The organism is Ruegeria sp. YKSF070 (genome assembly GCF_059612725.1).
The window spans coordinates 1-14,107 of sequence record NZ_JBXWRD010000009.1; the positions used below are offsets into that span (position 1 = coordinate 1).

Annotated in this window: 11 protein-coding genes; 6 read left to right on the forward strand and 5 right to left on the reverse strand. The window is 63.6% G+C overall.

Going from position 1 to position 14,107, the window contains the following annotated elements:
* From AC2FL1_RS06755 to AC2FL1_RS06770, 4 genes are all read right to left on the reverse strand, one after another.
* Positions 1 to 600 (reverse strand): YeeE/YedE thiosulfate transporter family protein (locus tag AC2FL1_RS06755; protein WP_496876386.1); only part of this gene is annotated, 600 nt, incomplete at its 3' end.
* A 208-nt stretch (positions 601 to 808) separates the two neighbouring features.
* The gene (locus AC2FL1_RS06760) at positions 809 to 1,720 is read right to left on the reverse strand and encodes an ABC transporter permease (protein WP_496824575.1); all 912 of its coding nucleotides are present in this window, start codon (positions 1,718 to 1,720) and stop codon (positions 809 to 811) included.
* Entirely contained in the window at positions 1,713 to 2,720 is a 1,008-nt protein-coding gene (locus tag AC2FL1_RS06765; protein ID WP_496824573.1) for an ABC transporter permease, read from the reverse strand. The genes AC2FL1_RS06760 and AC2FL1_RS06765 overlap by 8 nt, the downstream gene beginning before the upstream one ends.
* 96 nt (positions 2,721 to 2,816) lie before the next feature.
* Complete coding sequence (locus AC2FL1_RS06770; RefSeq protein WP_496876387.1) at positions 2,817 to 4,517, reverse strand: peptide ABC transporter substrate-binding protein; 1,701 nt, start codon at positions 4,515 to 4,517, stop codon at positions 2,817 to 2,819.
* Between the two features lie 286 nt (positions 4,518 to 4,803).
* Here AC2FL1_RS06770 and AC2FL1_RS06775 point away from each other — a divergent pair, with 286 nt between their 5' ends.
* From AC2FL1_RS06775 to AC2FL1_RS06800, 6 genes are all read left to right on the forward strand, one after another.
* Complete coding sequence (locus AC2FL1_RS06775) at positions 4,804 to 6,687, forward strand: ABC transporter ATP-binding protein (RefSeq protein WP_496876388.1); 1,884 nt, start codon at positions 4,804 to 4,806, stop codon at positions 6,685 to 6,687.
* Between the two features lie 3 nt (positions 6,688 to 6,690).
* Positions 6,691 to 7,857: an acetylornithine deacetylase gene (gene argE / locus AC2FL1_RS06780; protein WP_496876389.1), complete on the forward strand. Its 1,167-nt coding sequence runs from the start codon at positions 6,691 to 6,693 to the stop codon at positions 7,855 to 7,857.
* 164 nt (positions 7,858 to 8,021) lie between these two features.
* Entirely contained in the window at positions 8,022 to 9,188 is a 1,167-nt protein-coding gene (locus AC2FL1_RS06785) for a M20 aminoacylase family protein (protein ID WP_496824567.1), read from the forward strand.
* Positions 9,189 to 9,217: 29 nt separating this feature from the next.
* Positions 9,218 to 10,381: a M20 aminoacylase family protein gene (locus tag AC2FL1_RS06790; RefSeq protein WP_496876390.1), complete on the forward strand. Its 1,164-nt coding sequence runs from the start codon at positions 9,218 to 9,220 to the stop codon at positions 10,379 to 10,381.
* 14 nt (positions 10,382 to 10,395) lie between these two features.
* Positions 10,396 to 11,565, forward strand: a complete 1,170-nt coding sequence (locus AC2FL1_RS06795) for a M20 aminoacylase family protein (protein WP_496824564.1) — start codon at positions 10,396 to 10,398, stop codon at positions 11,563 to 11,565.
* 21 nt (positions 11,566 to 11,586) lie between these two features.
* Positions 11,587 to 12,750, forward strand: a complete 1,164-nt coding sequence (locus AC2FL1_RS06800; RefSeq protein WP_496876391.1) for a M20 aminoacylase family protein — start codon at positions 11,587 to 11,589, stop codon at positions 12,748 to 12,750.
* A gap of 63 nt (positions 12,751 to 12,813) precedes the next feature.
* On the opposite strand, the gene AC2FL1_RS06805 is transcribed toward AC2FL1_RS06800, so the two are convergent.
* Positions 12,814 to 14,106, reverse strand: coding sequence for an amidohydrolase family protein (locus tag AC2FL1_RS06805; RefSeq protein WP_496876392.1), 1,293 nt, complete (start codon positions 14,104 to 14,106; stop codon positions 12,814 to 12,816).
* Between the last annotated feature and the right edge of the window lies 1 nt (position 14,107).

Sequence of the window (14,107 nt, forward strand, 5' to 3'; positions counted from 1 at the left end):
GATCAGGGCAGCGCCCAGCAAGGGGAGCGCCCGATTGCCCGAACGCGCGGCGATCAGCAGTGCGGCCAGTGCCAGAACGGCAGCCCAGAGCGCCGCGCCGCCGGGCAGGGTGGCCAGCGAGACGGTCTCGCCCAGGTCACTGGTCACCGCGCCAAGGCTGGTACGCAGCGGCGCCAGCACGCCCTTGAGCATCGCATGGGCCACGACGGCAAAGACCAGCAGCACGGTCAGCGCCCGCAAGTTGCCGGTGCCGCCCAGCACGGTCAGACGCGAGATGCAGCCGCGTGTCAGCACCATGCCGGCGCCGAACATCAGCCCGCCCAGCACCACCGCCAGAACCGGCAGGTCCGAGCTCAGGAGCCGGTGATCGGCAAAGCCGATCAGCCCGGACGCCACGGCGGCCTGAGTGCCCAGGATCGCCACGGCGAGCGCGGTGAACCAGACACCGGCGGCCTGACGCGCGTCCTCGCCCACCACGGCGCGGCGGAAACAGAACCGCGTCCGCTCGGCCAGAAGGCCAAACAGAAAGCCCAGGATCAGGCCCAGAAGAACGCTGATCTCTTTTGCGGTGGTCTCTTCGAAACCAAGGGACTCGAACATGGCAGTCTCACGGGGAATTGAGAATATTTTCCCAGATGCGGGCAAAACGCGTGACAATCAAGCATATCAGAATACGTTCTGACGTTCTCGGGCGGGATTTTGTCCCATTCATGGGGAGGTGTCGAAAATGCTGTTCCGGCCTTGCCGGTTACAGGAAACCAAAAGGCCGCCCCGGATCGGAGCGGCCTTTCTTTCGTTCTTTTTTGCCTCAACGGCCCCGGATGCGCGGGTCGAGCGCGTCGCGCAGGCCGTCGCCCATATAGTTGACGCTCAGCACCGTCAGCGAGATCGCCAGCCCGGGCCAGATCACCCGCTCGGGGAATTGTTGCAGATAGTCGACGCCATCGAACAACAACCGCCCCCAAGTCGGAAAGTCGGGCGGGAAGCCCAAGCCCAGGAAGCTGAGCGCGCTTTCGGTGATGATCGCGGTGGCGATGCCTAGCGTGGCCGAAACCATGATCGGCGACAGCACGTTGGGCAGGATATGCCGGGTGATCAGCCGCGTGTTCGTGGTCCCGATCGAGCGGGCTGCCAGCACGAATTCCCGCTCTTTCAGGGCCAGTACGTCGCCGCGCACGATGCGTGCGGTGGGCATCCACGAGGTGATCCCGATGGCCGACACGATCAGGATGAATATCCCCCGTTCCAATCCGAATGCCGCGTTCAGCGGCTCGCGGAACAGCAGCATCATGACCAGCAGCAGGGGCAGCAGGGGCAGGGCAAGGAACAGGTCGGTGAGCCGCATCAGCGGCCCGTCGAGCTTGCGGAAGAACCCGGCCAGCACGCCGACGAAAGAGCCAAGAAACAGCGCCAGCAGCATCGCGGTGATCCCCACCGAGACAGAAGTGGCACCTCCCGCCATCATCCGGGCCAACAGGTCGCGACCCAGCTGATCGGTGCCAAAGGGATGGGCCAGGCTGGGCCCCTGGTTGCGTTCCCGGATCGCCGTCTTGGTCGGGTCGATATCCCAAAGATACGGACCCAGATAGACAGCGGCCACGATCAGGAAGAACAGGGTCGCCCCCATCATCGCGCCCTTGTGCTGACGGAACTGGTCCCACACGTCATACCATTGGCTGCGCGGCGGTTTGGTGGGCTGGGGTTGGCTCAACTCAGTCATAGCGGATCCGCGGGTCAAGGATGCCGTAAAGAACGTCGGCGATCAGGTTGAAGAGGACGATCAGCACGGCAAAGATAAAGGTCAGGGTTTGTACCATCGGCAGGTCATTGGCCTGAAGCGCACCGATCAGCAGCTGGCCGATACCATTCACCTTGAACACCTGCTCGGTGATGATGGCGCCGCCAAAGATCGACGGGATGCCCAGCGCGATCACCGTCACCACCGGGATCATCGAGTTCCTGAGCACATGCACCATGACCACGACATACTCGCTGAGCCCTTTGGCGCGGGCGGTGCGGACGTAATCCTGGTTCAGGTTGTCCAGCATCGAGGCCCGCATGAAGCGGGAAAGCTGTGCGGTGATCTGGAGCGCCAGCACCATCACCGGCATGATCATCTGTTTGAGCTGATAGACGAAACTATCCCAGCTGTTGACCACATGGGTGGTGTCATAGATCGACGGGAACCAGCCCAGCTGCACCGAGAAGATCACGATCACCAGCACCCCCGAGAAGAAGGGGGGCACCGAGAAACCGACCATCGAGACAAAGGTGCCAAGCTGGTCAAACCAGCTGTACTGCCGATAGGCGGAGTAGATACCGATGGGCAGGGCGATGATGATGGCGACCACATAGGCGGTGCCGACCACCCAGAGGGTCTGCGGGACGCGCTGCACCACGATATCCATCACCGGCGAGCGGGTCTGCCACGAGATCACCCGCAGCTTGCCCTCGGAAAAGGCGGTGCCAAAGTAATGGTCGATCAGCACCTGCGGCTCGATCCAGAAGAACTGCACGATCCATTTCCAGAAGCGGATATGCAGCGGTTGGCCCAGGCCCAGGGCCTCGCGCATCTTTTCCTTGACCTCGGGGGGCACCGTCAGTGGTACCTGCGCCATCGGGTCACCGGGGGCAAGTTCTAGCAGCAGGAAAATGACAAGACTGATGAACAAAAGCGTCGGGACGGCCAGGACCAGACGACGGATGGTGAAGGTCAGCATTCGGGTGCGCCTTTGTTAACGAGTCTTTTTGTTGGGACGGATGCCAAGGCGCCGCGCCCCGATCATGGATCGGGACGCGGCTGAAAGGTGTTGGCGTTACTTGATGCGGTGCCAGTCGGCTGCGTTCCACAGCTCGCTGTCCCACACGTTCAGGACGACGCCGCCCAGCGTGTTGGAATGGGCCGACAGACGACCACGGTGCACCAGCGGGATCATGCCGCCGTTTTCAACCATGATGTCGTTCAGACGCTTGGCGATTTCCGCGCGCGCATCTGCACCAGCCGTTTTGGTGAGTTCCGCATGCAGCGCGTCGAACTCTTCGTTGCAGAAGCGGCTGATGTTCTCACCCTGCCACTGGCTTTCCGGCCTGGGGGCCTTGTCGCACAGGCCGTTGCCCAGGTAGGACTGCGGGTCGGTGCCGTTGAAGGTGTTGGCGTACATTTCAACGTCGGCATAGAACTTCTGGAAGGTGTCGGGCGAGCCCGGGTCACCACCGAAGAACACGGATGCGTTGATGTTGCGCAGTTCGGTTTCGATACCGATCTCGGCCCACCACTCTTTGATCAGTGCCTGGAAGTCCTGACGCACGGCGTTGGTCGAGGTCTGGTAGACCACTTTCAGCGGCACGCCGTCCTTTTCGCGCACGCCGTCGCCGTTGGTGTCGACGATGCCCGCATCATCCAGCAGCTTCTTGGCGCCTTCGATGTCCTGGGTGTCGCAGGAGAAAGTGTCCGAGTTCACCGCAGCAGGCGCCGGAACCCAGTTGCAGGTGACCTTGCCGGCCTGGCCATAGCCGATCTCAACCAGCAGCGGCCGGTCGATGGCCATCGACATCGCCTTGTAGACAGCCGGATCCTTCAGGAAGGGATGCGGATGCTTGGCGGTCGAACGCTCGCCTTCGGGCAGGTCGGGCGAGGGGTTGGTCTGGTTCAGCATGATACGCTCGACCAGCGGACCAAAGCCCGCGACCGGGGTGCCCTTGCCGCCGGCCTGCATCTGCTGGATCACCTCGGGCGCCAGCTGCAGGTTCCAGGCATAGTCGAACTCGCCGGTTTCCATCACGGCACGACCGGCCGCGGTGGCATCGCCGCCGCCCTTGAAGGTCAGCGTGGCAAAGGCCGGCTTGTTCGGGTCACGATAATTGTCGTTGGCCTTCATCGTGATCACGTCGTTCGGCTTGAACTCGGTGACGACAAAGGGGCCGGTGCCGATCGGACCAAAGTTCTCGGTAGTGCATTCGGGGGCCTTGGCGCCCATGCAGTTCTCGAATTGCGCCTTCTGGATGATCGGGCTTTCGCCACCCACGAAGGGGCCATAGGGGAACGGGGTCGGCTTGTCGAAGGTGACCTTGACGGTCATATCATCCAGCGCCTCGACCGAGGTCACGCCTTCGAACTTGGTCAGCTGCGCGCAGCCACCTTCGGGATGCATGCAGTAATCGGCGGTGAATTTCACGTCATGGGCGGTAAACGCGCTGCCATCCGACCACTTGATGCCGGGTGCGATCTTCCAGGTGATCGAGGTCAGATCCTCACTCACGCCGCCATTCTCGACGGTCGGGATCTCTGCCGCCAGGAAGGGCACCATGCCACCGTTTTCGTCGTAGCGGGCCAGCGGTTCGATGATCAGCGAGGCGGATTCAACGTCCTTGGTGCCGCCCGACAGGAACGGGTTCAGGATCGAGGGTGCCTGCCAGTAGATGATGCTGACATTGCCGTCCGAACCACGCTCGGCAAAGGCTGCCGGGGCGAGGGCCGTGCTGGCGATTGCACCCATCAAAAGGGCCTTGAGTTTCATACTACACTCCTTGTTGGACACGGATGTGTCGTGATTTTTTCCACGGTTAACCGTGGCTTGGGTGTTGCCGTCCGTTGGGTAAATCCTTGAAAGTAAATTCCTATTCCATTCGCGCTACGCGAAGGAACCAGGCTCCCCCAGGAACGGTTACGGGTCGTATCGAAACAGAGTTTTGGAAAATTGCAAGCCTTGCCGTCGGGAAAACGGTCAATGGGTTTGACTCCCCCCCCGAGAGGGCCTTAGCGTTTGCCAACAACCAAAAAGGGCGACCAAGGGGAGCGCGCGCGTGCTGGATCAGCCTATTGCACAGATCAAGAAGCTCAGAGTCGAGTTCCAGACCAAGGACGGACCGGTTGTCGGGGTCGAGGATGTCTCGTTCGATATCAATCCGGGCGAGACGGTCTGTGTTGTCGGCGAATCAGGCTCGGGCAAGTCTGTTTCTTCATTGTCGCTGATGCGATTGGTGGAGTTTGGCGGCGGTGACATCGCCGGTGGCCAGCTTTTGTTCGACCGCCGCGACGGTGGCGAACTGGATCTGGCCACGGCCGACCAGGACTATATGCGCCACATTCGCGGCAACGAGATAGGCATGATCTTTCAGGAGCCGATGACGGCGCTGAACCCGGTGTTTACCGTTGGCCGCCAGTTGACCGAGGGGTTGCGGGTGCATCGCGGGCTGAACCAGTCTCAGGCCGAGCAGCGCGCGCTGGAACTTCTGCGCCAGGTCCGCATTCCCGAACCCGAGCGCCGGCTGAAGCAATATCCGCACGAACTCAGTGGCGGCATGCGCCAGCGGGTGGTGATCGCCATGGCGATGGCCTGCGAGCCGCGCCTGCTGATCGCCGATGAACCAACGACCGCGCTTGACGTGACCATCCAGGCCGAGATCCTGGCGTTGATGGACCGGTTGAAGCGCGAGACCGGCACCGCGGTGATGTTCATCACCCATGACATGGCGGTGGTGGCACAGATGGCCGACCGCGTGGTGGTGATGTTCCGTGGCAACAAGGTCGAGGAGGGCACGGTCGAGGAGATCTTTGAGAACCCGCAACATGACTACACCAAGGCACTGCTGGCCGCGGTGCCCAAGTTGGGCGAGATGCGGGGCAAGGTGGCGCCCGAACCGATGAAGCTGATGGGGGTCGCCGATCAGAAGATCGAGCCGATCATGGGCACCGAAACCCCGTTGTTGACCGTCAAGGGGCTGACCACGCGGTTTCCGGTCAAGGGCGGCTTCTTTCGCCGCACGGTGGCCAATGTGCATGCGGTCGAGGATGTGTCGTTCACTCTCAACAAGGGGCAGACCCTCAGTCTGGTGGGCGAATCCGGTTGCGGCAAATCCTCGGCTGGTCGTTCGATCCTGCGCCTGGTCGAACCGATGGCGGGCCAGATCAATCTGGACGGCGTCGATATCATGCAGCTGGATCAGGCAGGACTGCGCAAGGCGCGGCTCGACATGCAGATGATCTTTCAGGATCCGTTCGCCTCGCTGAACCCGCAGATGCAGTTGCTGGAGCAGGTGGCCGAACCCATGCGCAACTATGATGTTGCCAGCGGCTCGGAACTGGTGGACCGCGTCGCGTCGCTGTTTGATCGGGTGCAATTGCCGCGCAGCTTCATGCGCCGCTATCCGCATGAAATGTCGGGCGGCCAGCGGCAACGAATCGCGATTGCGCGCGCGCTGGCGCTGAACCCCAAGCTGATCGTCGCCGACGAGGCGGTCTCGGCGCTGGACGTGTCGGTGCAGGCGCAGGTGCTGAACCTGATGATGGAATTGCAGGCGGATCTGGGGCTCAGCTATCTGTTCATCAGCCATGACATGGCCGTCGTCGAACGGGTCAGCCACCATGTGGGCGTCATGTATCTGGGCCGGATTGTCGAACTCGGGCCGCGCGTGCGCGTGTTCGAAAACCCGCAGCATCCCTATACCCAGGCCCTGATGAAGGCGGTGCCGATCGCCGACCCGCGCCGACGCAAGTCCGAGAAGGACCTGAACTTCAAGCCGATTCCCTCGCCGATCCATCCGATCGGCTACGACCCTGATCCCTCGCGCTATATCGAGGTCGAGCCGGGCCATTACGTGCTGGATGGCGAATGGGCGGGCTATACGGTCGACCGCGATTCGATCAATGCGGCCGCTCTGTCGCATGCGGGACAGGGCGGACACTGACCCATGACTGAACGCCTGTCGCCGGTCGAGATCATGGGAGCGCTTGTCGCCTTTCCGACCGTCAGCCGCGATACCAACCTGCCGCTGGTGGACTGGGTCGAAACCTATCTGGCCGGGCACGGCATCACCGCCCATCGCTGGGTTGATCCCGACCAGCCGCACAAGGCGGCGCTCTTTGCCCATGTCGGCCCTTGGGAAGAGGGGGCCGTGGTGCTCTCAGGCCATACCGATGTGGTGCCGGTCGATGGCCAGCCCTGGGACAGCGATCCGTTCACCGTGGTCGAGCGCGACGGCAAGTATTTCGGGCGCGGCACCTGCGACATGAAGGGGTTCGATGCGCTGGCGATCTGGGCGCTGGTCGAGGGGCGCTATCGCGATCTGAAGCGCCCGCTGCAACTGGCGCTCAGCTTTGACGAGGAGGTCGGCTGTACCGGCGCGCCACCGATGATCGTCGAGATGCAGAACCACCTGCCCAAAGGCAGCGCCGTGATCGTGGGCGAGCCGTCGATGATGCAGGCAGTAACCGGGCACAAGGGCGGTTTTGGCTATGACACCCATGTTGTCGGCTTCGAGGTGCACAGTTCGATCATGCATACCGGGGTCAACGCGATCATGGCCGCCGCGCCGCTGATCGACTGGGCCAATCACCGCAATGCCGAAAACCGCGCGGCGACGCCTTCGGCGCTGGCGGCGATGTTCGATCCGCCCTGGACCACCTGCCATGTGGGCATGATCTCGGGTGGAACCGCGCATAACATCACCGCCAAGGACTGCCGCTTCGCGATGGATTTTCGCATCGTGCCCGGCGAGGCAAAGGAGCGGTGGCGCGACGCCTATTTCGAGGCGGTGCGCGAGGTCGAGACGCAGATGCAGGCGGTGCATCCCGAGGCACGGATTGATCTCTCCGAACAGTTCCACGTGCCGCCGCTGGTCCCCGAGCAGGAGGGCGAGGCCGAGATGCTGGTGCGCGCCCTGACCGGCGACAATGCAGGCCACGTGGTCAGCTATGGCACCGAGGCCGGACAGTTCCAGGAGGCGGGTTACTCCGCTGTGATCTGCGGCCCCGGCGACATCGCCCAGGCGCATCAGCCCAACGAGTTCATCACCGTCGCCCAGTTCGAGGCGGGTCATGGTTTCATGGCGCGATTACTCGACCGATTGTCGGAGTAACGGCAATGCAGGTGCGACCGGGCGCAACAGGATGGACCCCAACAGGTCGGCGCACCGGCGCAGCCGCCAAGCCCCGTTTTCACGCGCCGTGCCCCCGGATATCCGGGGCGCGGCGTTTTCGTTTGTGTCAGGTGCCCGGATGTATCCGGCAAGGAGAGCAATAAATGCCGATCAAGAACCGTCTTGCGGACATGAAAGAAGAAATCACCGGATGGCGCCGGCATCTGCATGCCCATCCCGAGCTGTTGTTCGATGTGCATCAGACCGCCGCATTTGTGGCCGAGCGTCTGCGTGAATTCGGTGTGGATGACATCACCACCGGCATCGGGCGCACCGGGGTTGTCGCCACCATCAGGGGCAAGACCGACACGGCGGGCAAGGTGATCGGCCTGCGCGCCGATATGGACGCGCTGCCGATCACCGAGGCGACCGGGCTTGACTATGCCTCGACCGTGCCGGGCAAGATGCATGCCTGCGGTCATGACGGGCATACCGCCATGCTGCTGGGTGCCGCCAAATACCTGGCCGAGACCCGCAATTTCGACGGCACGGCGGTGTTGATCTTTCAACCTGCCGAAGAGGGCGGCGCGGGGGGCCGCGAGATGTGCGAGGACGGCATGATGGACCGCTGGAACATCCAGGAGGTCTATGGCATGCACAACACGCCGGGCCTGCCGGTCGGGCAATTTGCGATCCGGCCCGGGGCGCTTCTGGCCTCGTCCGACGAGTTCGAGATCGTGGTAACCGGCAAGGGCGGCCATGCCGCCGCCCCGCATGATGCTATCGACACCACGCTGGTGGCCTCGCAGATCGTGGTCTCGCTGCATTCCATTGTCTCGCGCAACGTGGATCCGATCAAACGGGTGGTGCTGACCGTCGGCACGTTCGAGACGGACAGTGTCGCCTCGAACATCATCGCCCATACCGCGCGGCTGTGCGGGACGGTGCGCACGCTTGACCCCGAATACCGTGCCCTCGCCGAGGCGCGGGTGCGCCGCGTGGCCGAGGATATCGCCTCGGCCTATGGTGCCACGGCGCAGGTGGTCTGGACCCCCGGCTATCCCGCCACCATCAACAGCGAGACCGAAACGCAATATGCGGCCGAGGCCGCGCTGGCGGTCTCAGGCGCGGTGGATGATGCTGTCGACCCCATCATGCCCAGCGAAGATTTCGCCTATATGCTGGAAGAACGGCCCGGCGCCTATATCTTCCTTGGCAACGGGGACACGGCGCAATGCCATCACCCGGCCTATAATTTCGATGACGAGGCGATCCCGGCGGGCAGCAGCTGGTATGCCGAGATGGTCGAACGCCGCATGCCCGCGCGCTGAGCGGTAATAAAGACAGGGAAGAGAACAAGATGCCGATCAAGAACCGTCTGGCGGAGATGCATGAGGAAATCGCGGGCTGGCGGCAGGACATCCACCAGCACCCCGAGATCCTGTATGAAACGCACCGGACCAGCGCGCTGGTGGCAGACAAGCTGCGCGAATTCGGCTGTGACGAGGTGGTCACCGGCATCGGTCGCACCGGCGTTGTCGGCGTGATCCGGGGCAAGGCGGATACGGCGGGCCGGGTTGTGGGGCTGCGCGCCGATATGGATGCGCTGCCGATGCAGGAGCAGACCGGGCTGGCACATGCCTCGACCATCCCCGGCGCGATGCATGCCTGCGGCCATGACGGCCATACCGCGATGCTGTTGGGGGCGGCCAAATACCTGGCCGAGACCCGCAATTTCGACGGCTCGGTGGTGGTGATCTTCCAACCCGCCGAAGAGGGCGGCAATGGCGCCGAGGCGATGGTCAAGGACGGCATGATGGACCGGTTCGGCGTGCAGGAGGTCTATGCCATGCACAACAATCCGGGCCTGGCTGCCGGTCAGTTCAAGATAAGGCCCGGTCCGCTGCTGGCCGCTGCCGACACGTTCGAAATCCATCTCGAAGGGCGCGGCGGCCATGCGGCCAAACCGCATGACACTGTCGATACCACGGTGATGCTGTCGCAGATGATCGTGGCGCTGCAAACCGTGGTGTCGCGCAATATCGATCCGATCCTGCAGGCGGTTCTGTCAGTCACCTCGGTCGAGACCTCGTCCAAGGCCTTCAACGTGATCCCGCAGGCCGCCGCCCTCCGGGGCACGGTGCGCACCCATTCGGGTGAGATGCGCGACCTGATTGAACGGCGTCTGGGCGAGGTGGTGCAGGGCGTGGCTGCCACCTTTGGCGGCAAGGCCAAGGTGAACTACGAACGCGGCGTGCCGGTGACGGTGAACGCCGAAGAGCCCACCCGCTTTGCCGCCGAGGTGGCCAAGGCGGTCTCGGGCAGCTGCGGTGAGGCGCGCATGGTGATGGGGGGCGAGGATTTCTCCTTCATGTTGGAGGCGCGCCCCGGCGCCTTCATCATGATCGGCAATGGCGACAGCGCCGGGTTGCATCACCCTGAATACGATTTCAACGACGAGATCATCCCGGCCGGATGCAGCTGGTTCGCCGAAATGGTCGAACGTCGCATGCCCGCCGCCTGAGAAGGACCCAGCCGATGCCGGTCAGAAACCGATTTGCCGAGTTGCAGGATCAGATCGCCGAATGGCGCCGTGACATCCATGCCCATCCCGAGATCCGGTTCGAAGAGCACCGCACCGCCGCGCTGGTGGCCGATCGGCTGCGCGCCTTTGGCTGCGATGCTGTGGAAACCGGCGTCGGGCAGACCGGGGTTGTTGGCCTCATACGCGGGCGCCAAAGCACCTCGGGCCGGGTGATGGCGTTCCGCGCCGATATGGACGCGCTGCCGATTACCGAGGCGACCGGGCTGCCGCATGCCTCGACCCATCCGGGCAAGATGCATGCCTGCGGCCATGACGGTCATACCGCAATGCTGCTGGGCGCGGCGCAATACCTGGCCGAGACCCGCAATTTCGACGGTACCGTGGTGCTGCTGTTCCAGCCCGCCGAAGAGGGCGGCGGCGGCGCCAAGGCGATGCTCGCCGACGGGGTAATGGACAAGCACGGCGTAACAGAGGTCTATGGCCTGCATAACTGGCCCGGCCTGCCGGCGGGCCAGTTCGCCCTGCGTGAAGGGCCGATGATGGGGGCAGTGGATTTCTTTGAAATCCGGGTGCAGGGCCGGGGCGGGCACGGCGCGATGCCGCATTTGACCGCCGATGCCACGCTGGCCGCCGCGCAGCTGACCGTGGCCTTGCAACAGGTGGTGGCGCGCAATGTCGATCCGATGAAACCGGCGGTGCTGTCGGTCTGTTCGCTGCGCACCGACAGCAACGCCCATAACGTGATCGCCGACAGTGCGATGATCAAGGGCACCGTGCGCTACCTGCACCCCGAGGTTCAAGCGTTGATCCGCACCCGCATCGCCGAGGTGGCCCGCGCCACGGTCGAGGCGCATGGCGCAACGGCCGAGCTGAATTACATGCAGCTGGTGCCGGTCACCAGCAACCCAGCAGCCGGGACAGCCCATGCCGCCGAGGCGGCCCGGGCGGTGACCGGCCAGGCGCCGCTGGAGATCGACCCGGTGATGGGGGGCGAGGACTTTGCCGACATGCTGGCCGAACGCCCCGGCGCCTTCATTTTTCTGGGCAATGGCGATAGCGCCGATCTGCACCACCCCGCCTACGAATTCAACGACGCGGCCATCCCCGCCGGATGCAGCTGGTTCGCCACGCTGGCCGAGCAGCGGATGCCGCTTAACCCCTGATGTGACGCAAGAGGAAACACCATGCCCGTCAAGAACCGCTTTGCAGAATTGCAATCCGAGATCACCGAATGGCGCCGGGACATCCATGAAAACCCGGAAATCCTGTTCGAAACCCACCGGACCAGCGCGCTGGTTGCCGAAAAACTGCAAGAGTTCGGCTGTGACGAGGTGGTCACCGGTATCGGCCGCACCGGCGTTGTCGGCATCATCAAGGGCAAGAGCGACAGCAAGGGCAAGGTGATCGGGTTGCGCGCGGATATGGACGCGCTGCCGATCCATGAGCAGACCGGGCTCGACTATGCCTCGAAGACGCCCAATGCCATGCATGCCTGTGGCCATGACGGTCATACCGCCATGCTGTTGGGCGCGGCAAAATACCTGGCCGAGACCCGCAATTTCGACGGCACCGTGGTGGTGATCTTTCAGCCCGCCGAAGAGGGCGGCGGCGGTGGCCGCGAGATGTGCGAGGATGGCATGATGGACCGCTGGAACATCCAGGAGGTCTACGGCATGCACAACTGGCCGGGTGCCCCCGTGGGCAGTTTCGCAATCCGGCCCGGTGCCTTCTTTGCCGCTACCGATCAGTTCGATATTACGTTCGAGGGGCGCGGTGGCCATGCGGCCAAGCCGCATGACACGATCGACACCACGGTGATGACCGCTCAGGCGGTGCTGGCGCTGCAAACCATCGCCAGCCGCAACGCCGACCCGATCGATCAGGTGGTGGTCTCGGTCACCTCGTTTGAGACCTCGTCCAAGGCGTTCAACGTGATCCCGCAGCGGGTGCAGATCAAGGGCACGGTACGCACCATGTCAAAGGAAATGCGCGATCTGGCCGAGAAGCGCATTCACGAGATCTGCGCGGGCATTGCGGCCACTTTCGGCGGTACCGCGCATATCCGCTATATCCGGGGTTATCCGGTGATGGTGAACTCGGACGAGCAGACCGAGTTCGCCGCCAAGGTGGCGCGCGACGTGTCGGGCGGCTGCGAGGAGGCGGCGCTGGTCATGGGCGGCGAGGATTTCGCCTATATGCTCGAAGAGCGCCCGGGCGCCTATATTCTGGTCGGCAACGGCGACACCGCGATGGTGCATCACCCCGAATACAACTTCAACGACGAGGCCATTCCGGCGGGATGCAGCTGGTGGGCCGAGATCGTCGAACAGCGGATGCCCGCTGCCTGAGCAAGAAACAGGGAGAGGCGCCGCCTCTCCCATAGCCTCGCAAGGCGCGTGCCACCCAGATCGTTACCCGGTCTGCGGAGGTGCGAATGCGGTCTCGTCCAGTCCCGACCAGCCATCCGTTCCAGCCAGTTCGTGGGTTACCGGAGCCGAGCGGCAGATCACCGCGCCCTTGCGGATGGTGGCCAGGCGATGGGCGCGCAGGCGGATCGCCTCGATCCGGTCGCGGGCCTGCAACAGCACGAAATTCGCATGACAGCCCTTGGCCAGCCCATAACCGTCGAGACCCATGATCCGGGCCGAGTTGACAGTAACCGCGTCAAAGCACCAATCCATGTCGGCGCGGCTGGACAATTGCCCCACATGCAGCCCCATGAAGGCCACGTCGAGCATGCAGGCGCGGCCCAGCGAATACCACGGGTCCATCACGCAATCCGAGCCGAAGCCCACGGTGATGCCCGCATCGCGCAGCTCGCGCACGCGGGTCTGGCCGCGCCGTTTGGGATAGCTGTCATGCCGCCCCTGCAACATGATGTTGATCAGCGGATTGGGAATGGCATGAACGCCTGCCTCGACCATCAGCGGGATCAGCTTGGACACATAGTAGTTGTCCATCGAATGCATCGAGGTCAGGTGCGAACCCGCCACACGGCCCTGAAGGCCCAGACGCCGGGTCTCATAGGCCAGCGTCTCGACATGGCGGCTCAGGGGATCGTCGCTCTCGTCGCAATGCATGTCGACCATCAACCCGCGTTCGGCGGCAATCTCGCACAAGAGGCGCACGCTTTCGGCGCCATCGGCCATGGTGCGCTCGAAATGCGGGATGCCACCCACCACATCGATGCCCATGTCCAGCGCGCGTACGGTGTTGGCCATCGCGGTCGGGTCGCGCAGCACCCCGTCCTGGGGAAAGGCCACCAGTTGCAGGTCGAGCCGGTCCTTGACCCGCTCGCGCACCTCGAGCAGGGCCTGCACGCCTTTCAATTCGTCGTCGCAGGTGTCCACATGGCTGCGGATCGCGCCGATCCCCTTGGCCACCGCCAGATCACAATAGCGCAGGGCGCGAGCAATGATGTCATCGATCGACTGGATCGGCTTCAGCTCACCCCACAGCGCGATCCCCTCCAGCAGCGTGCCCGAGATGTTCATGCGCGGCGTGCCCAGCGACAGGGTTGCGTCCATGTGAAAATGCGGATCGACAAAGGGCGGCGAGACCAGATTGCCGCCCGCCTCGATCACCGTGCCCGCCTCTGCGGTGATGCCGGGTTCGACGGCGGCGATCAGGCCATCCTTGCAGGCGATATCGACGCCGCTCTGCCCGTCGGGCAGATTGGCGTTCTTGACGATCAGGTCGAACATG

What these genes read in the sequence shown, in the direction of transcription:
- AC2FL1_RS06795 (WP_496824564.1), top strand. Translation starts at nt 10,396, where the DNA reads ATGCCGGTCAGAAACCGATTTGCCGAGTTGCAGGATCAGATCGCCGAA.
- AC2FL1_RS06785 (WP_496824567.1), top strand. Translation starts at nt 8,022, where the DNA reads ATGCCGATCAAGAACCGTCTTGCGGACATGAAAGAAGAAATCACCGGA.
- AC2FL1_RS06770 (WP_496876387.1), bottom strand. Translation starts at nt 4,517, where the DNA reads ATGAAACTCAAGGCCCTTTTGATGGGTGCAATCGCCAGCACGGCCCTC.
- argE (WP_496876389.1), top strand. Translation starts at nt 6,691, where the DNA reads ATGACTGAACGCCTGTCGCCGGTCGAGATCATGGGAGCGCTTGTCGCC.
- AC2FL1_RS06800 (WP_496876391.1), top strand. Translation starts at nt 11,587, where the DNA reads ATGCCCGTCAAGAACCGCTTTGCAGAATTGCAATCCGAGATCACCGAA.
- AC2FL1_RS06765 (WP_496824573.1), bottom strand. Translation starts at nt 2,720, where the DNA reads ATGCTGACCTTCACCATCCGTCGTCTGGTCCTGGCCGTCCCGACGCTT.
- AC2FL1_RS06760 (WP_496824575.1), bottom strand. Translation starts at nt 1,720, where the DNA reads ATGACTGAGTTGAGCCAACCCCAGCCCACCAAACCGCCGCGCAGCCAA.
- AC2FL1_RS06805 (WP_496876392.1), bottom strand. Translation starts at nt 14,106, where the DNA reads ATGTTCGACCTGATCGTCAAGAACGCCAATCTGCCCGACGGGCAGAGC.
- AC2FL1_RS06790 (WP_496876390.1), top strand. Translation starts at nt 9,218, where the DNA reads ATGCCGATCAAGAACCGTCTGGCGGAGATGCATGAGGAAATCGCGGGC.